17 protein-coding genes are annotated in these 23,369 nt (G+C 61.2%); 2 read left to right on the forward strand and 15 right to left on the reverse strand.

All coding sequences use genetic code 11. The features are described 5' to 3' along the window. Positions 1–56: 56 nt before the first annotated feature. The gene (locus tag HU806_RS06465) at positions 57–1,007 is read left to right on the forward strand and encodes a LysR substrate-binding domain-containing protein (protein ID WP_186610597.1); all 951 of its coding nucleotides are present in this window, start codon (positions 57–59) and stop codon (positions 1,005–1,007) included. Here HU806_RS06465 and HU806_RS06470 read toward each other — a convergent pair. Continuing rightward, a complete protein-coding gene (locus tag HU806_RS06470) occupies positions 952–1,401 on the reverse strand; it encodes an Lrp/AsnC family transcriptional regulator (RefSeq protein WP_186610598.1) in 450 nt (149 codons plus the stop codon). The genes HU806_RS06465 and HU806_RS06470 overlap by 56 nt on opposite strands. Positions 1,402–1,534: 133 nt before the next feature. On the opposite strand from HU806_RS06470, the gene HU806_RS06475 reads away from it, so the two are divergent. Continuing rightward, complete coding sequence (locus HU806_RS06475) at positions 1,535–2,428, forward strand: DMT family transporter (protein WP_186610599.1); 894 nt, start codon at positions 1,535–1,537, stop codon at positions 2,426–2,428. A gap of 13 nt (positions 2,429–2,441) precedes the next feature. Here the strand turns inward: HU806_RS06475 and HU806_RS06480 are convergent, their stop codons facing one another. From HU806_RS06480 to HU806_RS06545, 14 genes are all read right to left on the reverse strand, one after another. Then, positions 2,442–4,067 (reverse strand): NADP-dependent glyceraldehyde-3-phosphate dehydrogenase, encoded by a 1,626-nt coding sequence (locus HU806_RS06480; RefSeq protein WP_186610600.1) that lies wholly within the window; start codon positions 4,065–4,067, stop codon positions 2,442–2,444. A 159-nt stretch (positions 4,068–4,226) separates the two neighbouring features. After that, on the reverse strand, positions 4,227–6,647 hold the full coding sequence (locus HU806_RS06485; protein WP_186610601.1) for an autotransporter family protein: 2,421 nt from the start codon (positions 6,645–6,647) through the stop codon (positions 4,227–4,229). Positions 6,648–6,814: 167 nt separating this feature from the next. Continuing rightward, on the reverse strand, positions 6,815–7,567 hold the full coding sequence (locus HU806_RS06490) for an endonuclease/exonuclease/phosphatase family protein (protein ID WP_186610730.1): 753 nt from the start codon (positions 7,565–7,567) through the stop codon (positions 6,815–6,817). Positions 7,568–7,753: 186 nt separating this feature from the next. Continuing rightward, positions 7,754–8,518, reverse strand: a complete 765-nt coding sequence (locus HU806_RS06495) for a PIG-L deacetylase family protein (protein WP_186610602.1) — start codon at positions 8,516–8,518, stop codon at positions 7,754–7,756. Positions 8,519–8,772: 254 nt separating this feature from the next. Then, on the reverse strand, positions 8,773–10,932 hold the full coding sequence (gene glgX, locus HU806_RS06500) for a glycogen debranching protein GlgX (RefSeq protein ID WP_186610603.1): 2,160 nt from the start codon (positions 10,930–10,932) through the stop codon (positions 8,773–8,775). 146 nt (positions 10,933–11,078) lie between these two features. After that, positions 11,079–11,432, reverse strand: coding sequence for a DUF2934 domain-containing protein (locus HU806_RS06505; RefSeq protein ID WP_186610604.1), 354 nt, complete (start codon positions 11,430–11,432; stop codon positions 11,079–11,081). Positions 11,433–11,453: 21 nt separating this feature from the next. Further along, positions 11,454–14,240, reverse strand: a complete 2,787-nt coding sequence (locus HU806_RS06510; protein WP_186610605.1) for a malto-oligosyltrehalose synthase — start codon at positions 14,238–14,240, stop codon at positions 11,454–11,456. Further along, a complete protein-coding gene (gene malQ / locus HU806_RS06515) occupies positions 14,237–16,315 on the reverse strand; it encodes a 4-alpha-glucanotransferase (RefSeq protein ID WP_186610606.1) in 2,079 nt (692 codons plus the stop codon). Before malQ ends, HU806_RS06510 begins: the two co-directional genes overlap by 4 nt. Further along, on the reverse strand, positions 16,312–18,114 hold the full coding sequence (gene treZ / locus HU806_RS06520) for a malto-oligosyltrehalose trehalohydrolase (RefSeq protein WP_186610607.1): 1,803 nt from the start codon (positions 18,112–18,114) through the stop codon (positions 16,312–16,314). Before treZ ends, malQ begins: the two co-directional genes overlap by 4 nt. Positions 18,115–18,122: 8 nt before the next feature. Continuing rightward, positions 18,123–19,694, reverse strand: coding sequence for a glycogen synthase GlgA (gene glgA / locus HU806_RS06525; RefSeq protein ID WP_186610608.1), 1,572 nt, complete (start codon positions 19,692–19,694; stop codon positions 18,123–18,125). Positions 19,695–20,243: 549 nt separating this feature from the next. Further along, positions 20,244–21,206: a D-2-hydroxyacid dehydrogenase family protein gene (locus HU806_RS06530; RefSeq protein WP_186610609.1), complete on the reverse strand. Its 963-nt coding sequence runs from the start codon at positions 21,204–21,206 to the stop codon at positions 20,244–20,246. 11 nt (positions 21,207–21,217) lie between these two features. Next, positions 21,218–22,249 carry an alpha/beta fold hydrolase gene (locus tag HU806_RS06535; RefSeq protein WP_186610610.1) on the reverse strand — a complete coding sequence of 344 codons (1,032 nt, stop codon included), beginning with the start codon at positions 22,247–22,249 and terminating at the stop codon, positions 21,218–21,220. A gap of 87 nt (positions 22,250–22,336) precedes the next feature. Further along, positions 22,337–22,771, reverse strand: coding sequence for a YqaA family protein (locus HU806_RS06540; RefSeq protein ID WP_186610611.1), 435 nt, complete (start codon positions 22,769–22,771; stop codon positions 22,337–22,339). Then, complete coding sequence (locus tag HU806_RS06545; RefSeq protein ID WP_186610612.1) at positions 22,771–23,217, reverse strand: DUF411 domain-containing protein; 447 nt, start codon at positions 23,215–23,217, stop codon at positions 22,771–22,773. The genes HU806_RS06540 and HU806_RS06545 overlap by 1 nt, the downstream gene beginning before the upstream one ends. Between the last annotated feature and the right edge of the window lie 152 nt (positions 23,218–23,369).

Genomic DNA, 23,369 nt, shown 5'->3' on the forward strand with positions numbered 1-23,369 from the left:
TGGGTTCAATGCTATTCTTCGCGAAATCTGGGAAGAATAGCGTTGCCATTGGGTATATGAACACGCATCGTGATCAATTTCCGTTGCCAGAGGATTTGAAAGTCTTTCTGACGGTCATTCGCAAGAACGGCTTTGCAAGCGCGGCGCAAGAGTTGGGCTTTTCACCGGCCTATATCAGCAAGCGCATCTCAGTCCTTGAAGCGACCCTGTCCACCAAGCTGCTGCACCGCACGACACGGCGCATCGCGTTGACCGACGACGGTGAGCGTGTGCAGGTATGGGCCGAAAAACTCTTGGGTGACTTCGATGAGTTTGTCGGCGATATCGCCCAGGCACGTCATCAACCCACCGGGTCGTTGCACATTTGCAGCAGCCTTGGCTTTGGCCGCAATCACGTTGCCCCGGCCATCGGCAAACTGTCCCAGACCTATCCCAGGCTCGATATCCGCCTGGACGTGTTCGACCGTGTCGTCGATATCGTCGGCGAGGGGTTCGACCTGGAAATCCGCGTGGGCGATGACTTGCCGGATCAACACCTTGGCCGCAAGTTGGCGAGTAATCGGCGGGTGCTTTGCGCAAGCCCCGGTTACCTGGAGCGACGGGGCGAGCCGCGCTCGCTGGACGACCTCAAGACGCATGATTGCCTGGTGCTCAAGGAGCGCAACAACGCCTTCGGCATCTGGACACTGACTAAAAATGGCCAAGAGGAAACGGTGCGCGTCGGCGGCCCGTTGTCGTCCAACAGCGGTGAGATCGTTCTGGAGTGGGCCTTGAGTGGCGGCGGCATCCTGTTGCGCTCGATGTGGGACGTCAGGTCCATGCTGGACCAGGGGCGTCTGGTCCAGGTGCTGCCCGAGTATTCGCAAAGCGCGAATGTCTGGGCGGTGTATCCGACCCGGCTTAGTCAGTCGGCCAAGCTGCAGGTGTGTGTCGAATTTCTCGAAGATTGTTTTAGGGATTTGTCGGTGCCATGGGCGGCAAACGCCGCTTCACCGGCGTCTTCTTGACAATGGCCGTATTGGTCTCGGCATGAACATTGAGCTTGTCCAACAAGACATCCAACTGTTCCATCGAACGCACATGCAGACGAGCGATGAAACAATCCTCACCCGTCACCTTGTCGCATTCAGTAAATTCGCCGATGGCCTGGATTTGTCGCTCCACTTCCTGCAACTGCCCCGGTAACGGGCGGATGCGCACGATAGCCTGGAGCTGATAGCCAAAGCTCTTTGGGTCGACCTCAACCGTATAACCCTTGAGCACGCCGCGCTCTTCGAGTCGGCGCAGGCGCTCGGCGACGCTGGGTGAGGACAGGCCGCTGAGGTTTGCCAAGTTCTTGAGCGAACGCCGGGAGTCTTCCATCAGGGCGCCGATGAGGATCTGGTCGATATCGTCAGTCATTTCTGCTCCGTTAGGCAAAAATCGCAAGTGGCCTTGATAAAAAAGGTCGAAACGCAGTTTAGCCTTTTTCAAGCCATGGAGAAGCAGCCCGGCGGCTCGGCATACTGTGCGCACTGACTGGAGGAGCCTGAAGATGGACAAGACCTTACGCCGCGGTTCGCTCGAAATGACCGCCGCCATGCTGATTTCCGGAACCATAGGCTGGTTCGTGCTGGTCTCGGGTGTTCCGGTGCTGGATGTAGTGTTCTGGCGCTGCGTATTTGGCGCTGGCACGTTGCTGTTGATTTGCGCCGGTTTTGGTTTCTTGCGCCGGGATCTGCTGACACGGACGACTTTCCTGCTCGCGGTGCTCAGCGGCGTAGCGATCGTGGGGAACTGGGTGTTGTTATTCGCTTCGTACTCCCACGCTTCGATTGCCATCGGTACGGCCGTGTACAACGTCCAGCCGTTCATGTTGGTGGGGTTGGCGGCGCTGTTCCTGGGCGAGAAGATCACCGCGCAAAAACTGTTCTGGTTGGCGGTTTCGTTTCTCGGAATGTTGGCCATCGTCAGTGCCCACGGTGAGCAAGGGCAGGGGGGCGGAAACTATCTGGTGGGTATCGCCCTGGCATTGGGCGCGGCCTTTCTGTATGCCGTTGCGGCGTTGATCATCAAGCGCCTGACCGGCACGCCGCCCCATCTGATCGCGCTGATCCAGGTCAGCACCGGGATATTGCTGCTGGCGCCGTGGGCGAATTTCTCGGCCTTGCCACAGCAACCCGAGGCTTGGGCCAGCCTGCTGACCCTTGGGATGATTCACACTGGCGTAATGTATGTGCTGTTGTACAGCGCGATCCAGCGCTTGCCGACTGCGGTGACGGGCGCACTGTCCTTCATCTACCCGATCGCAGCGATCTTCGTCGACTGGTTTGCCTTCGGCCATCGCCTCGAACCGCTGCAATGGCTGGGTGTGGCGGCGATTCTGCTGGCGGCTGCCGGCATGCAGCAGGGCTGGAGCATCAAGTGGCGCCGTCCAGCCCTGCCGTAACCGGCCATCGGTGTCAGAAGATGTAGTCGGTGGTCAGGAAGTTCGAGTCCCGTTCCCGGATGATGTCGCTGATCAGTGCCTTGTTGCTTTCCTGGAATTTGGTTGCCACCAGCGTGCGGATCGAGAAGGTACGCAATGCATCGTGCACCGACAACGTGCCCTCGGCCGAGTTTTTCCGGCCATTGAACGGGAACGTGTCCGGGCCGCGTTGGCACTGGGCGTTGATGTTGATGCGCCCGACCTGGTTGGCGAACGTGTCCACCAGTTTGCCGACTTCGGCCGGGTTGGTGCCGAAAATGCTCAGTTGCTGGCCGAAGTCGGACTCGAGTACGTAATCGACCACGGTGTTGAGGTCGCGGTACGGCACGATGGGCACGACCGGGCCAAACTGCTCTTCATGGTAGACGCGCATTGCGGTATTCACGGGATAGAGCACAGCCGGGTAGAAAAACGAAGCCCTGGATTCAGCACCGTGTGCGTTCATGATGCCTGCGCCCTTGGCGATTGCGTCGGCCACCAGCGAATGCAGGTAATCGACCTTGCCGGCCTCGGGCAAAGGCGTCAGCGCCACGCCGTCTTCCCAGGGCATACCCGGTTTCAACGCGCCGAGCCTGGCGTTGAATTTCTCGATGAACGCCGGGGCGACGTCCTCATGGACAAACAGGATCTTCAGTGCCGTGCAGCGCTGGCCGTTGAATGACAACGAACCGGTCAGGGCTTCGCTGACAGCGTTGTCGAGATCGACGTCCCGCAGCACCAGGCCGGGGTTTTTCGCGTCCAGCCCCAGCGCGGCACGCAGGCGGTGCGGGCGCGGATGGAGTTTCTTCAGGTCGCTGGCGGCCTTGTTGGTGCCAATGAAGGCGAAGATGTCGATTTTACCGCTGGCCATCAGCGCGCTGACCGTCTCCCGGCCGCTGCCGTAGATGACGTTGATCACGCCCGCCGGGAAGCTGTCGCGAAAAGCTTCCAACAATGGACGTATCAGCAATACGCCAAGCTTGGCCGGCTTGAACACCACGGTATTGCCCATGATCAGTGCGGGGATCAGCGTGGTGAAGGTTTCATTCAGTGGATAATTGTAGGGGCCCATGCACAGGGCGACGCCCAAGGGGACGCGGCGAATCTGCCCGAGCGTATCCTGTTCCAGTTCGAACCGACTGGAGCGCCGATCAAGCTCCTTGAGGGCATCGATGGTGTCGACGATGTAATCGCAGGTGCGGTCGAATTCTTTCTGGGAATCCTTGAGGTTCTTGCCGATCTCCCACATCAGCAGCTTGACCACCGACTCGCGCTGTTCGCGCATGCGCGCCAGGAAGGTTTCGACATGGCGGATACGCTCAGCGACACGCATCGTCGGCCATTGGCCCTGGCCGCGATCATAGGCGCGGACAGCCGCGTCGAGGGCGGTCAGCGCAGTTTCGGCATCGAGTAATGGCGTGCTGCCGAGAATCACTTGTTCATCGCCATGTGGACCTGCCAGGTACACCGGGCTGCGCACCGTGGCCAGCGGACCTTGCCAGGTTCTCAGGACACCATCGACCAGGTATTCACGTTGCTCGACCTGCCCGTCGAGACGGTAGGCCTGCGGAACATCGGCGGCGCTTGGGAATAGGGTCGCGAGGAGGTTGGCTGTGGTCATGTCGTTACTCCATCAATGAAATGAGCCATGGGCTGCAGCTTCAGGCGTATATCGCTTTTAGCGTTATACGCCTTAATGGAGGTGTTTTTTAAGTGGTAGGGGCCGATGGTCCTGCCATTCGTTTGGACGCGGGCCCCTCTATCGCAGGATCGCCAGGGCTCACCAACTGATCCGCAGGCCAATATTGCCGGCCACGCCGCGTTGCTGGTTGCTGTCGAGGTTGTTGCTGTAGTCCACGCCGGCGTAGGCACTGACCTTGGGCGCCACGCTGACGATAACGCCCGCGCCTACATCGGCGGTGGAAGCGCGTTGTTCGGTCTCGATCCGTTGCGTGTCGTCGAATGTCACCGTATCGGTGCCGGAGAAGGTGTGCCAGAGATTGGCCCGCAGATAAGGCTCAACCGGCATATTGCTGACCTGGTAGCGCCCCTTGAGCCGCGCGCCCAAGCGACCGGTCCAGGCGCTGTCGGAATCGAATTCGACCTTTGAAATACCGTCGTCCTGGGTGTCCAGGGATATTTTCTGATGAATGATCTGCGCCTGGGGTTCGAGCACCCAGTCGCGCCCCACCGCAAACGGATAACCGGCCTCCGCCGACAAGGTCAGGGCGTGCCCGCGATTGTCGATTTTGACGCCGCGATCGGAGCGGCTGTCGCCATTCAACCGGGTGCCCATGACTACCGCATCGACATACCCGCCGGAGGGATCGATCAGGGTCCAGTACAGCCCATAGCTGTCGCCGTCGAGTTCGATCTTGCCGGCGCGTCGGCCTTCGAAACCCAGATTGAAACCGTCGACATTGCCGTTCAATTCGGTATGACCGACAAAGAACCCGATACGCTGGGTCTGGCCGCCAGAGGTCGGCGCGGCGTATAGGTCGTTGCCTACCTGGAAACCTTTGATTGAGCCGTCGAACCGCGGCGCAACCGTCCCGGCCCAGGTCTGGTCGAGGTCCTTGCCGTAGGCTCGGCCCCAGCCCGCGCCGAACGCCCCGGTTTCGGTCAGCAGGCGTTGGTCGCCCTGGCGATCATGAAACGTGCCCAAGGCCATCAGGGTCAGTTGTGCCGCGGCGGGGGGCAACACTGACCAGGTGGGAACTTCCGGGCGATACAGTGGAATCGGCGCGGCACCGGGTACGGCGACAGGCAGGGCCGGTAACGTTGGGCTGGGGGCCGCGATCGGGCCTGCTACTACAGTGGAGCGCAGATACCAATTGTTGGCATTGTCGGACACGCCGCCCTTGAACAGACGATAATCGAACGCACCGGCAGAGACCGATTGCGCCAATGAAAAGGCATTGCTGTCGCTGACAGCTCCGCCTTGGGCCTGGACCAGCTCGATGCCGTCCTGGGTGGTCAGGCCGCCTGCGCCTCCAAGGTTGGTCACGGTGATGGCGGTGCTGCCGGTGAGCGTGCCGCCGTTGACCACCAACTTGTCGCTGGGGGAGTCATCGGCCCCGAGCACCGTTTGCAGGCGTAACTGGCCGCTATTGCCGACGTAATTGCCCTGCACGGTGAGGGTGTCATTGGTGCGGGTATTGCCATCGCTGAGATCGATCGCCCCGGCATTGTTCAGCGTGGTCATCTGGCCTGCGGTCAATGGAGCGATGACGCCTTGGGTCGATGTCAACACGCTGCTGCTGTCGATATTGAACACGCCGGTGCCTGTAGCGCTGTCACCCAGCACCAGTGTGTCGGCCAGATCCAGGCGTGAGCCTTGGGTCAGATTGAGCGTTTCCCAATTGGCGTAGCGGGCGCCGGTACCGGAGGTGCTGCCCTCGAACGTTAAAACGTCCTGGCCCAGGCCACCGTTCAGGCTTGGGGTGGCAGCCAGCCCTGCTTCGGTGAGATTCTGCACCAGCGCGGTGTCGGTGCCGGCGCCCAGCAGGATGGCTGAGCGAATGAGGCCACCGCTCCATTGGAATCGATCATTGCCATTGCTGGTACGGACCTCGCCGCCAATGATTCCACCGCTGACGGTAACGTTGTCATTGCCACCGCTGATGCTGATATTTCCGCCGATGAATCCGTCAGACACAATGATCGTGTCGTTGCCGAAACCGGCAACGAGGTTTCCTTCGATTCGCCCGCCCGACATATCGAAAACGTTGTCATCGAGCTTCATGTCGACCCTGCCAATGGTGCCGCCGCTCATTTGGGCGATGTCGCCGTCTTCGAACGCATCGACAATGGTCCCGCCGGTCATCGTGAATTGATCGAGGCCGTCGCCTTGGGAGATGGACAGGATCCTGCCACCGCTCATCACAAACACGTCGGCTTCCGAACCTTGTTGGACGTCTCCGTCGATCACGCCGTTGGCATTGATCCTGACAGTGTCGTTCCCAGCGTCGAAGACAACGTCTCCTTGAATGACGCCGGTGCCTTCGACTGTCAGCGTGTTATCGCCCGACAGGTCCGTGAGCCCGACGGCACTGGTGCTGCTGTCGCACACGTAGGTGTCATTACCTGCCGTGGGTGTCAGCGTGCAAGCGGCCATGGCGGAAGAGACAGGTAGCAGCAACGGAGCCGCTACCCACAAAACATTGAACAACCGATTGAAGCCCTGATCGCGCCGAATCATGTGCTATCCCTCTGCATCAGCATCCCTGGCATGCCGGTTTCAGCAGTGGTTGCGCGACAGATGGCACACAGGACCCGGCAACGCTCGCTGTATGCAAGGCACGCTAGCAATGAATGAAGAGCGTCGCTACTGTCAGATCTTACAGGTCGCTTTGCCGATATCCGCGATCACAGATGCACTTCCACCGACAGCGGCAGATGATCGCTCAGGTGTGTCCAGGGCTTGTTGCCGAGGATTTGTGGCGCGTGGCTGGTGGCGTTGCGCAGATAAATGCGGTCCAGGCGTAGCAGCGGGAAACGGGCAGGGTAGGTCCGAGCGGGACGGCCATGATGGTGTTCGAAGGCTTCGTGCAGGTATTGACGACGAGCGAGCGTGATGTTGCCGCGCAATTGCCAATCATTGAAATCGCCGGCGATGATCACCGGGGCGTCTTCGGGCAACGAGTCGAGTAGCTTGCAGAGCAGCTTGAGTTGCAGCTGGCGATGACTTTCCAGCAGGCTCAGGTGCACGCAGATCCCATGGACTTCGGCGTGGCCTGGCACGTCAAGCACACAATGCAACAATCCACGCCGCTCCGGACCGGTAATCGACACGTCGAGATTGCGGAACTGACGGATAGGGTATTTGGAAAGCAGTGCGTTGCCATGGTGGCCGTCGGGGTAAACCGCGTTCCGCCCGTAGGCAAAATCGCTCCACATGCTGTCGGCCAGGAATTCGTATTGTGAGGTCTGCGGCCAATTGTCATAGCGCGAGGCATGTCGATCATGTTCGCCAAGGACCTCCTGCAGGAAAACCAGGTCGGCCCCTGTACTGCGCACCGCTTCACGCAGTTCGGGCAAGATGAAACGACGGTTGAGGGCGGTAAAGCCCTTGTGGGTATTCACTGTCAGCACGCGCAACCGATGAACCGTCGCTGGCATCTCCAGCGACAGTGGTTCCTGGGCCCGCCAGTCGGGATCGCGAGTCACGTTCACTCCTGCGTCAGACGTATCTGTTCATGCGACTGATGGCGGCTGCGGCAGTTCCGGAATTCTTGGTGGCATGGCATCACGGGCGACTGGAACAGCGGAATCAACTCAGGAGTCAAGTCCCGCAAATTTCAACGATCAGATGAAAACAATCTCATACGGCATGCCCATGCGCTCAAGGATCACCCGCGGTACCAGCGGTGCAATGCCGCTGGCGGGTTCACCGCTGAGCTGACTGGCATAAGCGTGCATGGCGTGGCGCTTGCGCGCGGTGGTCCAGACGTCCAGGCGCAACTTGCGAGCCCGATGCCAGGGTATCTTGTTCTGTTCGCGAACCGGCCAATGCCAGGCCCACACGGGCAGTTCATTGAACACCGCGCCGATCTTTTCCGCGGCCAAGGCTCCGGCGCGGCCGACCGTGTCGTGATCCCTGTCGCCATCCATGCGCCAAGTGCTGAAGACTACGTCGCCTGGCCGCAGGTGATGGCCGATGAACGCGGCGAGCTGTGCTTCATGCTCGTCCAGGCTTTTTTCCGGGAAACCGGCACGTACCCATTGCAGGCCATGGGAAGGCACGCCCAGGCGATGCAGGGCGTCCACGCTTTCCTGGGGGTGCGGACGGAACGTGCGCAGTCGTTCATCGGACCACAATGGCGAGCCGGGGTGGCTGAGACTGCCGTCGGTGACTGAGATCAGCAACATGGGTTGGTCCAGGTTGCTCAACAGCTGGAGCAGCCCGCCACAGGCACCCACTTCATCGCCAGGGTGCGGGGCAAGGATGACCGCGCGGGCACCTTGGGGAATGAGGGTCTGGGTACTGATGATGGGAATGTCGGCCAGTTGTGGCGCGCTGTTCCATATCTGCGGGTGATGCCGGCCTTGCAAGCGAGAGGCGGGTTTCATGAGGTACGTCCTTGTCATGTCCAATCTTGCAGCCATGCATCGGGCCTGCCGCCCGCTGTGGTCCGTAAGGGCCTGGCTGTGATTCGCGATGCTTCCAGTCCTGGAATCTACCGCAGGCGAAGTATTGACCATGCTGGCGGTTTCGTCGCGTCGGAATGTGTATCTGAACCGTTATTTTTTGTTCTAGCTGCATTATGCGCGGTAGAGGAGCGCGTCCTTGCGATCCTCTCCCTGTGCAAGTGGTTGAGCCGACCTCAATCCTCTTCTTCACGTTGAAGTTCGAACAACAGCAACGAGCGCCCGGTTACAGAATATTCCGACTCGAAATCGAAACGCTCCTGCCCACGTACAGCCGGTTGGTTGGTGTCCACCATGCACGTCCAGAAACTGCCTTCGGGCACTTCCGGCAGGCGGAAGTTGACGATGTCATGATGGGCATTGACCACCAGCAGCAACGTCGCGTCGGCACCCTTGCGACGGATGCCGGTTTCCTGGGCGCGTCCGTCCATCAACATACCCAGGCAGCGGCCTTGGCCGTCTTGCCATTGTTCAACGGTCATCTCGCTGCCGTCCGGGGCCAGCCAGGTGACGTCCTTGACGCCGATGTCCTCGTTGTAATTGCCCACCAGGAATCGCCCGCGCCGCAGGATCGGGTAAGACAGGCGCAACTTGATCAGACGCTTGACGAACTTGAGCAGTGCCTCGCCATCCTCGCTCAGGTCCCAATTGACCCAGCCGATCTCGCTGTCCTGGCAATAGGCGTTGTTGTTGCCGTGTTGGGTACGAGCGAACTCGTCGCCAGCGACGATCATCGGCGTGCCTTGGGCCAACAGCAAAGTCGCGAAGAAGTTGCGCATCTGCCGATGGCGCAGTGCATTGATCTGCGGATCGTCCGTCGGACCTTCTACGCCGTGATTCCACGACAGATTATTGTTGCTGCCGTCCTGGTTGTTTTCGTCGTTGGCTTCGTTGTGCTTGTCGTTGTATGACACCAGGTCATGCAGGGTAAACCCGTCGTGGGCAGTCACGAAATTCACTGAGGAATAAGGACGACGACCGCGCTGGTTGAACATTTCGCCCGAAGCGGTCATGCGGCTGGCGAAGTCGGCTAGCTGGCCGTCATCGCCTTTCCAGAAGGCGCGCACGGTATCGCGGAACTTGTCGTTCCATTCGGCCCAGCCAGGCGGGAAGCCTCCTACTTGATAGCCTCCGGGGCCACAGTCCCAGGGTTCTGCGATCATTTTTACCTGGCGCAATACCGGGTCCTGCCGACAGGCGACGAGGAAGCTGTGACGTTCGTCGAAGCCATCATGATATCGGCCCAAGATAGTCGCCAGGTCGAAGCGGAACCCGTCCACGTGCATTTCCGTGGCCCAATAGCGCAGGGAATCGGTGACCATCTGCAGGACGCAGGGATGGCTCAGGTCCAAGGTGTTGCCGGTGCCGGAGTCGTTGATGTAGTAGCGTTTGTCGTCGGGCATCAGCCGGTAGTACGAAGCGTTGTCGATGCCGCGCATGGACAGGGTCGGGCCCTGTTCGTTGCCTTCGGCGGTGTGGTTGTAGACCACGTCCAGAATGACTTCCAGGTTGGCCTCGTGCATGTGCGCGACCATTTCCTTGAATTCGGCGATCTTGCCGCTGGCCAGGTAGCGCGGGTCCGGGGCGAAGAAGGCGATGCTGTTGTAGCCCCAATAGTTGGTCATGCCCTTGTGCAGCAGATGCTGGTCGTTGACGAAGGCATGGATAGGCATCAACTCCACCGAGGAAACGCCCAGCTTGCGAATGTGCTCCAGGACATCATCGACCATCAGGCCGCCGAACGTGCCACGCAGGTTCTCAGGCACCGAGGGATGGCGCATGGTGATGCCGCGCACATGGGTTTCGTAGAGGATGGTCTTGTCCCACGGCACGCTGACCCGATGGTCGTGCCCCCAGGTATGCGCCGGGTCGATGACTTTGCACTTTGGCACGAAGGGCGCGCTGTCTCGTTCATCGAAACTGAGGTCGCCGTCGGGGTGGCCAATGGTGTAGCCAAACAGCGCCTCGGACCACTTAAGCTCCCCGACCAATTGTTTGGCGTATGGGTCGATCAGCAATTTGTTGGGGTTGAAGCGATGGCCGTTCTCCGGATCGTATGGACCATGGACCCGATAGCCGTAGATCATGCCCGGATGGGCATCGGGCAGATAGCCGTGGTAAATCTCGTCGGTATATTCCGGCAGCTCGATACGTTCAAGTTCGACCTCGCCGGTGTCGTCGAAGATGCACAGTTCGACCTTGGTGGCGTTGGCTGAGAACAACGCGAAATTGACCCCGAGGCCATCCCAGGTCGCGCCGAGCGGAAACGGCAGCCCCTCACGAATCCGCGAAGCCTCGATAACGGGCGGCGGCGTGGTTTTGTTTGGACGGGTCATAGTTGCTCCTGCAGAAGACGGATACGGTGATGCGGTGCACGCAGGACTGCGTGCCTTGCGCTTGTGGCGAGGAGATAAACCCTCGCGCCACAAGCAGGCCCCTTCGTTAAAAGGAGCACTGGCTTGAGAACGACGAGTTCGGGAGGTCAGACCGCCGGTGGCTTGCGCGTCGCTCGGGGCTTTTTCACGGCGGCCTTGTCGGCAGGCGGAACCACTGCGGCCGCTGTCGCCGAAGGTTTTGCCGCCGGCTTGGCCTTGGGCGTGGTGTTCTTGGTGGCAACCTTGGCGGTGGCGCTCTTGGCGGTTGCCGGCTTGGTGCCGTCAGTCTTGCTGGCGGCGGCCTTGCTGGCTGCCTTCGCTGGTTTGCTTGGCGCCAAGGCCTCGGCTTCGGCCAGCTTGCGGGCCATTTCCCAATGACGTTTTTCCTGCCCGGCGGGCTTACCTTCCGACTCCCAGATCTGGTAGGCGAATTCACGAATGCGTTTATCGTCGGTACTCATCGCAGTGCTCCTGACTTTGACTCAAGATTCAATAAAGACATTGACCGGGAAATCCCCCAGTGCGGCGCTGACCATCAGCTCCCTTTGGGGTGTGACTGCTGCGCTTGCAAAAAGTCCCTTCAGTTTTTCATCCTTGGCGGCAAACGGTAACGACACGCGTGTGTCGCCCCAGTCCGATGCAGCCACGTGAGGCAGGGCACCGTTTTCCAGCAGACTGGCCGCGTGAATCGGCACCACGACGACCGCCCGCTGCTGCTGGTTTTCACGCATGAAAGCCAGTACCTGTGAGGCGTGTTTGCCGAGCACCACAAGCGGCTGGTAGTTGCCTTCGCCAAACAGTTGCGGGTACTCGGACCGCAAGGCCAGCGTCCGCGCGATCAGCGCCTGCTTGACTCGACCGTCGCGCCAGTTGTGTATCAGCTCGTCGGGTGCGTTGTCGGCATGCATGCTCTGGCGGCGAGCCTCGAAATCCACCGGGCGACGGTTGTCCGGGTCCACCAGGCTGAAATCCCAGAACTCGTTGCCCTGGTACAGATCCGGTACACCGGGCACAGTCATGCGCAGCAAGGTTTGCGCCAAACTATTCAGCGCGCCGGCCGCAGCGATGGTCTGCACCGCCTCGGCGATGGCAGAGCGCAAAGGCAAGCCCTCGTCGCACAGCAGCAGCCGTTCGAGGAACATCTGGGTGGCTTGCTCATAGGCGTCATTGACGGCCGCCCAACTGCTTTGCAACTTGGCCTCGCGCAAGGCCTTGCGCTGCCATTGCCACAGGCGTTCGGCGTAGTCGGCCAGCGCCTTGTGATCTTGCAGGTCGAGGTTCAGCGGCCAACTGCCGAGCAGCGCCTGGTAGAGAATCAGCTCGTCACCGGCCGAAGGGGCCGCGGGATCGCTGTGCAGGGACGGCGAAAGAATGCGCCACTGCTCCACGCATGTGGTGTACCAATCGGTGCGTTCGCTGATGACTGCCAGTCGGGCCCTGGTGTCTTCACCGCGCTTGTGGTCATGGGTGGCCGTGGTGATCAGGTTATCGGGAAAGTGCTGCATACGCTCGATGCAGGCGTCGTGGAATTCCTCGGCCGGGGCACTGAACCGTTCGGTGTTGTAGCCCACGTCATTGCGCGACAGCAGCACCGCCGAGCGATAGAGCGCGGTGTCTTCCACAGCCTTGGCGGCGGCGGGTGAGGTCAGTTGCTGGAAACGCACGCAGGCGTGGCGCAACCGTTTGCGTTCGCCGCCGCGAGGGCGTTGGCGCCAAGGCATGCCGCCGAGCCAATTGGCCAGGCAATCGAGGACCGGCCAGTCGGCTTCGCTGAGGGTTTGTCGAGCGCCTTCCACGGCTTTCTGGAAAAACACTTCGTCTTCGGCCGAGCGGCCGAGGGGACTGATGTAGGTGCGATACACCGGGAAATGCACGATCAGTTCCTGCAATGCCCGACGTATCGCGCCCAGGGTCAGGTCCCGGGTCATCACGTCGTCCCGCGCGACTTGCAACAGGGCTTGGGCGACGCTTTCGAAATCCCCGGCCAGGGAACCGTTGAGAATCTGCTGGCGGGCCAGGCGCGCTTCTTCGATGAAATGCGCGGGGCGTTCAGTGTGCCGGCTCCAGAACTCCGCGAGGGGCTCGGCGCCTGCGGGGGCATGTTGCAGCAGCGAGATCTGGTTCATGAACTCATAACCCGTGCTGCCATCGATGTTCCAATCCCGGCGCAGGGTTTCGCCATCGCCGAGGATCTTCTCGACGAAAATCGGCAGGTGCCGCGAGGGCGCAAGCGAGTCGACGCGGCGGCGCAGTTTGCGGCAATAACCACGAGGATCGGCCAGGCCGTCGATGTGATCGATGCGCAGGCCGTCCACCAGCCCTTCGGCGATCAGCTCGAAGATTTTCGCGTGGGTCGCCTCGAACACCGCGGGCCGTTCGACGCGCAGGCCGCCCAGCTCGTTGACGTCGAAAAAACGCCGCCAATTGATGTCGTCGGCGGCTGTGCGCCAGCTCGCGAGCCGGTAACTCTGGCGCTCCAGCAGCCGATGCAGGCGTTCGAAACCTTCCGGCTCAGTGGAATCATAGCCGCGCAGGTTGTCCTCAATGGCGTTCAGGATCGCCGGTTGCGCGGCGAGGTCTCGCAATTCCGATTGCAAAGGACGGGCGAGAGAGTGGGCGTCGTTCTGGTAGTTCAGTGTGGTGAAACGCTCGCCCAGGGCCTTGAGTGCATCGACATGTTCGGCGGGCACGTTGTCCGAGGGTTTGAGCAGCTCACCGTACTGCATTGGGCAGATGGGGAAGCGATGCTCGTAATGTTCGACCTGGAAGCTGCCTTGCATGGCATCGAAGTGCAACTTCAAGGTGCCTTCTTGCAACGCCACGCCGTAGTCGCTGCCGAGGAAGGGAAGAAGCAACTGGCCTGACATCAATGGGTCGGGGGAATGCCACTGGATGTCGAAGAATTCACCATAAGGACTCAGGCGCCCCCATTCCAGCAGGTCCAGCCACCAGGGATTGTCGTTGCCGCCGACGGCCATATGGTTGGAGACGATGTCGAGGATCAGGCCCATCCGGTGCTCGCGTAAAGTCGCGACCAAGCGTTTGAGCGCGGCCTCGCCGCCCAGCTCCGGGTTGACCTGGGTCGGGTCGACCACGTCGTAGCCGTGCATGGACCCGGCCCGCGCTTTCAGCAACGGTGAAGCGTAGATGTGGCTGATGCCCAATGACGCGAAGTAAGGCACTTGCGGTATGGCATCGTCCAGGGTGAAGCCTTTGTGAAACTGCAGGCGCAGGGTGGCCCGCAGTGGTGGAGTCAATGTCTGGTTCATCGGTCACGCTCGTTCGCCTGAAGTCTCGCGCAGGCGAGTATTTCCAGACGCCGAGCGGCGTCCGGGTCGTCCAGCAGCACTCGGCTCTCCAAAGCCAGGCGACGCCGCCAGTTGGGGTGAGTGTCGGTGGTGCCGGGCAGGTTGGCCTGCTCGTCGATGCCCAGGGCATCCTCCAAAGGCAGTAACACCAGCGGCGCACGGGTGTGGCCGAGGAAGCGCACGCTGGCGTCCAGCACCTGATCGGTTTCACGGTGTTCTTCGCGAAAGTTCTGCGGGTCCTGGTCGAGCGCATTGCGCAGTCCGTCGCGTTCGCGCTCGCGGTGTTTTCGCCAGTCCATCTCTGTATGGGAGTCGATCAGCTCCAGTCGCGCGTTCCAGTCGATGTCATGGCCATGCCACCAACCGTTGAGGGTTGGCAGATCATGAGTACTGGTCGTGGCCAAGGCATCGTCCGGCCAATCGAGGATAGGCTTGAAGTGGGTGTTGTCCTGTTCGAACAGCAGCACGCGCATGCCGAGGATGGAGCGCGCAGCGAGTTTTTCCCGCAGGCCATCGGGCACGGTGCCAAGGTCCTCGCCCAGTACGATGGCCCGATGACGATGGGATTCGAGGGCCAGCAGCCGCAGCAGGTCATCGATCGGGTAGTAAAGATAAGCGCCGTCGGTGGGCGGGGCATCGTTGGGGATCACCCACAAGCGTTGCAGGCCCATGATGTGATCGATGCGCAAGCCGCCGGCATGGGCGAAATTGGCCCGGAGCATTTCGATGAAGGCGCGAAAGCCGTTGCGAACCAGCCCCTCCGGGGAGAACGCCGAAATGCCCCAGCCTTGGCCTGAACGGTTGAGGATGTCGGGCGGTGCGCCAACGGTCAGCGAGGCGAGCAGTTCGTCCTGCCGACTCCAGGCCTGGCTGCCGCCGCCATCGGCACCCACCGCGAGATCGGCAATCAGGCCGATGCTCATCCCGCTGGATCTGGCGGCGCTCTGGGCGCGCTCGAGACAGCGGGCGATTAGCCATTGGCAGAAGGCGTAGAAGCCGATTTCGTCGGTGTTCTCTTCGGCGAAACGGGCTATCGCCGCACTGCGTGGGTCGCGCCATTCCGCGGGCCATTGCCGCCAGTCGAGGCTTTCACCTCGCGCTGCGCGTTCGGCCTGGAGCGCTTCGAAACGGCAGTGATTTTCCAGGGCTTCGCCGCTGCTGTGGCGAAAGCTGCTGAAATCCTCATGCAACGGATGTTCGCCCTGGCTGAAACCGTCGTACAGGGCGCGAAGAACCCTCTGCTTGGCCTCGGCGGCGACTGGCCAATCGATGAGCGGCTGGTCTTCAAGGCTGCGCAGTTGGTTGGTCAAGCCCGTGGCGTCGATGGCGGTGCGCAGCGCACGCTCGCCCAGGATGGTCCCGGGCGCGGCGTACAGGCTGTTGAGGAACAATCGGCTGGACGGTGAATAGGGGCTGTAGCGTCCGGTGTCGCTGCTGAACATGGCGTGCATCGGGCTGATGGCCAAGGCATCGGCACCCCGTTCGCCGGCCACCCGCGCCAGTTCTTCCAAGGCCTGGGTGTCGCCGAAGCCGCCGTCGCCAGGGCGGCGTAGCGAATACAGCTGCGCGCTCAAGCCCCAGGCCCTGGGTGCCGGATCGTCCACGGCATCCGCGACGCTATAGCAGCGAGCGGGTGCCACGGCCAGGGTGAAATGCTGGCCTTGGATATTGACGTGCTGATAGCCCACCGGAACGATCCCCGGCAAAGCGGCATCGGCATCGAGTTTCAGGTTCAACGTCGCGCCATCCTCGAGCTGGACCTCGCAAGGCGTGGCGGGCTCGAAATAACGACGCAGGTCGACATTCACGCCTGCGTCCGCCGTAATCAGTGGGGGCAGGCGATGATTCTGTTGGTCTTCTTGCAGTTGCAGCAGGCTGGCGTCGATTTCCTGGGCACTGCCGGCGGGATGGCCCAGGCCGGTCAGGACCGAGCGCAGTACCGCCGGTGAGACTTTCTGCGCTCGGCCGTTGGCGTCGATCCAATCGACTGCCAGGCCCGCTCGACCCGCGAGAATTTCAAGTTGCGCATCGCTCATAGGCGCTCTCCAGTGATGTTGGGCAAGGTGGTCGCTTGCGTCAGACTGACCAGCGCGCTGTAGGGCGTGAGTACCCCTTGTTGCAACAGACCCATGGCCTGCGGTGGATGTTCGAAAAGAATGTGCGCCTCTTGCGGTGCGCTGTGTTTGACCGGCTGGGCGCTGAGGTTCAAGTCAATACGCAACACACTCCCGTCGCCCATTTGCCAGCGCGCGCTCACGGCGCCGTGGCCCAGTACATCGGTGCCGAGGGCATGGGCGGCGGGCAACCGCGGGACGATTTCCTCGCGGCGGATTTTCAACAACTGGCGATAGAACGCTTCGCTGGCCAGTTGCTCCGGTTGATGGGCCTCCAGGCTGGGCCGTGAAGCGTCAAAGGTGCTGGCGGCGTTCGGGTCGGGGATCCGCTCGCGTTTCTCGGGATCGGCAAAGGCGCTGAAAGCCTTGAATTCGTTGCGCCGGCCTTCACGCACCAGCTCCGCCAGTTCGCCATGGTGGCTGGTGAAAAACAGGAACGGTTGTTCGGCGATAACTTCGTCGCCCATGAACATCAACGGAATCATCGGTGACAGCAGCAACAAGGCTGTCGCGGCTTGCAGCGCCTGTGGCGGGGCGAGTTGGTGCAGGCGTTCGCCGAGCGCCCGGTTGCCGATCTGGTCGTGGTTCTGGAGGAACAGCACAAAGGCGCTGGGCGGCAGATGTCCGCTGGGTTCGCCGCGGGCTTGGCCGTGGCGGTTGGTGTGGCCTTGGAAAACGAAACCCTGGCTCAGGCAACGCGCGAGTTTTTCCGTCGTTTGCTCGGCATAGTCGGCGTAATAGGCATCGGTTTCGCCAGTCAGCAGCACGTGCAAGGCGTTGTGGCCGTCATCGTTCCACTGGGCGTCGTAGCCTTCTTCCAAGAGGTGGGCCTGGTTGTGTTCGTTCTCGACGGTCAACCAGACGTACCGCGTCGGGTCCACCTGCTGGCGTACCTCGGCGGCCAGCTCTTGCAGGAAGTCCGGGTCTTCGATCGCGTGCACGGCGTCCAGGCGCAGGCCGTCGAAACGGTATTCCAGCAGCCACATCAGCGCGTTTTCGATGAAGAAGTCGCGCACCTCGCGCCGGCGGAAATCGATCGCCGCGCCCCAAGGCGTGTGTTTGTCTTCGCGAAAGAAACCCTTGGCGTAGCGATGCAGGTAATTGCCGTCAGGGCCAAAGTGGTTGTAGACCACATCGACGATGACCGCCAAGCCATGGCCGTGGGCGCTGTCGATCAGGTGCTTGAGCTGGTCCGGTGTGCCGTAGGAAGCCTGGGGCGCATAGGGCAGTACGCCGTCGTAACCCCAGTTGCGATCGCCGGGAAACTGCGACAGCGGCATCAGTTCGATAGCGGTGACGCCAAGCCCGGCGAGGCGTGCCAGCTGTTGTTCGACGCCTTCAAAACCGCCGAGGGCGCCGACGTGCAGCTCATAGATGACAGCGTCGTACCAAGGGCGACCGGACCAACTGGTGTGTCGCCATTGATAAGCGTGGGGGTCGACCACCACGCTGTGGCGGTCAATATCACCGTCCTGGGCTCGGGAGGCCGGATCGGGCACCTCCAGCTCTCCATCGATATTGAAGCGGTAACGAGTGCCGGCGGGGCAACGGGCCTGGATCATGAACCAGCCATTGGCCTGGGGCAGCATCGGTATGGATTCGCCAGTGTCGATTTCGACACTGACATAAAAGGCATCAGGGGCCCACAGGGCAAAACGGGTGTGCTCGGGATCAAGCAAGACCGCACCGTGGGTCCAGGTTTCAGGCGTCCTTGACGGCATCGGTTACCTCATTGAATGGCCGATTTTCCTAGCGATTTAGCTACCAATTGTTCATAGAGTTCGGCGTAGGGTTCCACGGCTTTGCACCAGTTGAAGGGGGCCGACATCGCCCGGCAGCGCATGGCATTGAGCAGTTCGGGGAACTCGAACACCTTGAAAGCCCGGCTCAAGGCCAGTTTGTAGCTCTCCACGGTGGATTCATCGAAAAGGAAGCCGGTAACGCCGTCCTCGATTGTGTCCGCGAGCCCGCCGGTATTGCGTGCCACCGGAAGCGAGCCAAAGCGCTGGGCATACATCTGGCTCAAGCCGCAGGGCTCGTAGCGCGACGGCATGAGCAGGAAGTCGCTGCCGGCGAACATCCGCCGAGCGTCGGTTTCGTTGAAGCCGATGCGCACGCCGATGCGTCCAGGGAAGCGCAGCGCCAGTTCGCGCATGGCTTGTTCTTCTTCCGGTTCGCCGCGGCCGATGATTGCAATCTGCCCGCCGGACTCGACGATGAATTCGGCCACGGCTTCGGTGAGGTCCAGGCCTTTCTGGTAAACCAGGCGCGACACCACGGCGAACAGCGGGCCGCTGGAGTCGTCCAGGCCGAACAGGTCGCGTACATGGGCGGCGTTGGCAGCCTTGCCGTCCCAGTCACCGATGGAGAACTGGCGCTGCAGATGAGTGTCGGTAGCTGCGTCCCAGCTCTCATCGATGCCGTTGGGAATGCCGCTGAGCAGGCCTTGCTGGGTCTTGGCGGCAAGGAACCCATCGAGTCCGCAACCGAATTGCGGCGTGGTTATTTCCTGGGCGTAGGTGGCGCTGACCGTAGTGATGTGGCTGGAATAGGCCATGCCGGCTTTCAGGAACGACAGCTTGCCGTAGAACTCCATGCCTTCCTGTTGCAACGCATGCTCGGGAATGCCCAGTTCAGGGCAGGACGCCAGGCTGACCACGCCCTGGTACGCCAGGTTATGGATGGTAAACAGGGTAGGCGTCCGTTGGCCGCGCCAGTGCATGTAAGCTGGCGCAAGCCCGGCTGGCCAGTCATGGGCGTGGACCAGGTCGGGGCACCAGTGGATCTGCGCAAGATTGGCAGCGATGTCCGCCGCGGCCAGGCCCAGGCGGGCGAAGCGTATATGGTTGTCGGGCCAGTCGCGCCCATTGTTGGCGCCGTAGGGAGACCCTTCGCGGGCATACAGTTCGGGACAGATCAGCACGTAGATCACCAAGCCATCGGCCATGTCCATGCGGCCGATCTTGCATGGCGGCAGCGCGGCATGGCCGCCCAGTTCGCCAATGATGTGGATTGGGTTGCCGCTGTTCATGACCTGTGGGTAGCCGGGAATCAGTACCCGAACGTCATGCAAACCGGCCATGGCCCGCGGCAGGGCGGAAGAAACGTCGCCCAGGCCGCCGGTCTTTACCAGGTCGGCAATTTCCGAGGTGACGAACAAGATCTTTTTGCGATTGGGATTCTGTCGGGCTACAGGGAGCAGTGCCTTGCCTCCGGTGGCCAGCACCGGTGCCGTCGGCGACCCAGCCGCCGGCGGTAGTTGAGAGCGGACTTGCTGTGGTTCCAAGGCAGCACTGATCATAAATAACTCCTATTTTCTCGATCTGTTTCCGGCAAGCGCCAGAGCTGTTGTTTCATTGGCCGAATCCTGCGGCCAGGCGCACGAGCGCTACGCAAGGAGAGCAAAGCGCTGCCCAATGCGGCGAAGCGAATCAGGTGAGGGGACCGTTGCAAGGAATGCTCCAGCCGTTGTAGCCCTACCTCTAACCTGACCCGTCGCCGTTGCGAAAAGTTTCGACTTTTTTTCCTTCTGATGACCGGTCGGTTTTGCCCCCGGACGGGCAGTCTAGGTCAGAAGCTAGAGCGGTGCGGTTCGCTTCGTCGAATTGTCAGACAATCACGTTTATTGTCGGCAATGTCTTACACGAAGTAGGGGGATATGAGCCGACGAAGTGCAGTTCGTTTGAAACATTGAAGGCGTAGGGGAGGAGTGGCGATTCAATCGCGTGCGCGTTTCAACAGCGCGCCGCACCATTAGGGGGCGCGCTCGGTGGAGGCGTTTTGACGGCTTATAAGAGGGCATCCACATGCTTCATCAGGGAGCGAGCTTGCTCCCTGATGAAGGGGACGTTCAACCGGCCGGGGCCAGCGTCCTGATTGGCTTGCCAGCCGCCCAGGCTTGCAGATCCTCGATCATCTGGCCATAGAACTGCTGATAGTTCTGTCGGCTGACGTAACCGACGTGAGGCGTCGCCAGTACATTGTCCAGCGTTCGGAACGGATGGCCGGATGGCAGAGGCTCCTCGGCGAAAACGTCCAGGCCGGCACCCGCCAGGCGTTTGTGTCGCAGTGCGTCGACCAAGGCTGCTTCGTCGACAATCGGCCCGCGAGCGGTATTGATCAACAGCGCCTCTGGCTTCATCCAGCCCAAGGCCTGGGCGTCCACCAGGCCTTGGCTACGTTCGCTGAGCACCAGGTGAATCGAGAGAATATCGGCCTGCTCGAAGAGTGCCTGTTTACTCACATAGGTCACGCCGACTTCAGCTGCCCGTTCGGCGGTCAGGTTCTCGCTCCAAGCAATCACGCGCATACCGAACACCTGGCCGAACCGCGCCACCCGTGTGCCGATGCTGCCCAGGCCGAGGATTGCCAGCGTCTTGCCATGCAAGTCACCGCCCAAGCCTTGTTGCCAAAGTCCGGCGCGCAGGGCGTTGGCTTGCGCCACAAGATTGCGGCTCAGGGCCATGACCAGCGCCCAGGTCAACTCCGGCGCAGCGTGCTTGTAGCTCTCGGTGCCGCACACCTGGATGCCCAGCGCCGCCGCTGCCTTGAGGTCAAGGGCGGCATTGCGCATGCCGCCGGTCAGCAACAGCTTGAGATCAGGCAGGCGGCGCAGCAGCGCTTCATCGAAACGGGTCCGTTCGCGCATCACGCAAATGACCTCAAAACCTTGCAAGCGCTCGGCGAGAGTGTCGTGGTCGGCGGGGTAGTCGTGGAGGAACGTGACCTGGCCAACGCTGTCCAGCGCCGACCAATCCACCACATCACGTGCGACGTTTTGCCAATCGTCGATGACTGCTATCTGCACCGCCATGGAACACCTCTTCAGGGAATGGGTTTGTCCAGCCAGCCCAGCAGGGCCTTGTGAAACCGATCCGGCTCTTCCATTTGAGGCGCATGACCCAGATTGGGGAACTCCACCAGTGTCGATCGTGGAATCAGTTCGGCGACCTGCTTGCCCAGTACGTCGTAGCGGCCCAGCTTGGCTTTCACGGCCGGCGGCGCGATGTCGCTGCCGATGGCGGTGGTGTCGGACGTGCCGATCAGCAGCAGCGTGGGGACTTTCAGGTCCTTGAATTCGTAGTAGACCGGCTGGGTGAAGATCATGTCGTAGATCAGCGCTGAGTTCCACGCCACTTGCTTATGCCCCGGTCCTTTGTTCAATCCGGCGAGCATGTCTACCCAGCGGTCGAACTCCGGTTTCCAGCGTCCGCCGTAATAGGTATTGCGTTCGTAGGTACGAATGCCGTCGGCGCTGAGTTTCAGCTCGCGTTCGTACCACTGGTCCACGGTGCGGTAGGGCACACCGAGGGCTTTCCAGTCTTCAAGGCCGATAGGGTTGACCATTGCCAGGCGCTCGACCTGGTCGGGAAACTGCAACGCGTAACGGGTGGCAAGCATGCCGCCGGTGGAGTGGCCCATCACGATGGCTTTTTGCACGCCGAGGGCCTTGAGCAGCGCCTGAGTATTGGTTGCCAGTTGCTGGAAGCTGTATTGGTAGTGGTCCGGCTTGCTAGAGGTGCAGAAGCCAATCTGGTCCGGGGCGATGACCCGGTAGCCTGCTTCACTGAGGGCCTTGATCGAATCGCCCCAGGTGGCCGCGCAGAAATTCTTGCCATGCATCAGCACCACGCTCCGGCCGTTGGGTTTGCCTTGGGCGGGCACGTCCATATAGCCCATCTGCAATGACTTGCCTTGGGACTGGATGGGGAAATGCTTGAGCGTATAGGGGTACTCGAAGCCCTCCAATTGCGGACCGTAGGTCGGGCCTTCGGGCGGATTCGCGGCCTGGGCGAGCAGCGGCAGGGCAGCGGTCAGGAACAGGCTGGGCAGCCAGCGGACGGTGGAACGCGGCATGGTCGATCTCCTTTTTGGCAACCGGCCGATCCTGGAACGGCTCGATTATGGCGACATTAACCACAGGCAACCGAACCGTCTGAACGTTCAACCCATCCACCCCAGAGTCGCCAGAACAAGCACGCCATAACGCAGGCCCTTGGCCAGGGTCACGATCAGCAGAAAGCGCCGCCAGGGCTCGCCCATCACCCCCGCCACCAACGTCAGGGGATCTCCAATGATCGGCAACCAACTGAGCAGCAGCGTCCAATACCCATAGCGTTGGTAATGGCGACGGGCCTTGTCCAGATGGGACGGGCTGACGGGAAACCAGCGGCGATCCTTGAATTGTTCCAGGCGTGTACCCAGCCACCAGTTCACCAGGGAACCGAGGACGTTGCCGAGGGTTGCAACGGCCAGCAGCAGCCAGATCGCGTAACGCTCGCTGAGTAGCAAGCCCACCAGCAGCGCCTCGGATTGCAACGGCAACAGGGTCGCCGCGCCAAACGCCGCGAGGAACAGCCCGATATACGCCCCGTTCATCAATGGGCCGGATAGTCCGCCACCACGGTTTGCGTGCCGTCTTGTTTCAGGCCGATCACTTGATAAGCGTCGCTCATGCCGTCCATTTCCATGCCCGGCGAGCCCATCGGCATGCCCGGCGCGGCCACCCCGAGCAAATCATCGCGCTTGCTCAGCGCCAGCACCTGGTCGGCCGGGACATGGCCTTCGACAAACTTGCCGTTGATTTCGGCGGTGTGGCACGAACGCAGGTTCGGTGCCACGCCCAGGCGTTGCTTGACCGAACTCATGTCGGCCTCGATGTGGTCGTTGACCTTGAAACCGTTGGCTTGCAAATGGGAGATCCACTTCTTGCAGCAGCCGCAATTGGCGTCGCGATGCACATCGATGGTAAGCGGCTCGGCGGCCTGGGCCAGGGAGGAAATGAGCAGGGCGCTCAGGGCGAGCAGATGCAGGGGATTGGCCATGGGGCGATCTCGTGGCGAAAGAATTGGACGGAGAATAACAGAGTAGCAGCGAGCGCCTGACGGGAGGCTGAGGGGCGGATTACAGAATTGTCAGGCTCGAAGAACTGGTGATCCTCCCCTGACCATTCATCTGTAAGTTGCCCGTACCTGTA

The organism is Pseudomonas sp. SWRI154, assembly GCF_014268645.1.
GTDB lineage: Bacteria > Pseudomonadota > Gammaproteobacteria > Pseudomonadales > Pseudomonadaceae > Aquipseudomonas > Aquipseudomonas marvdashtae.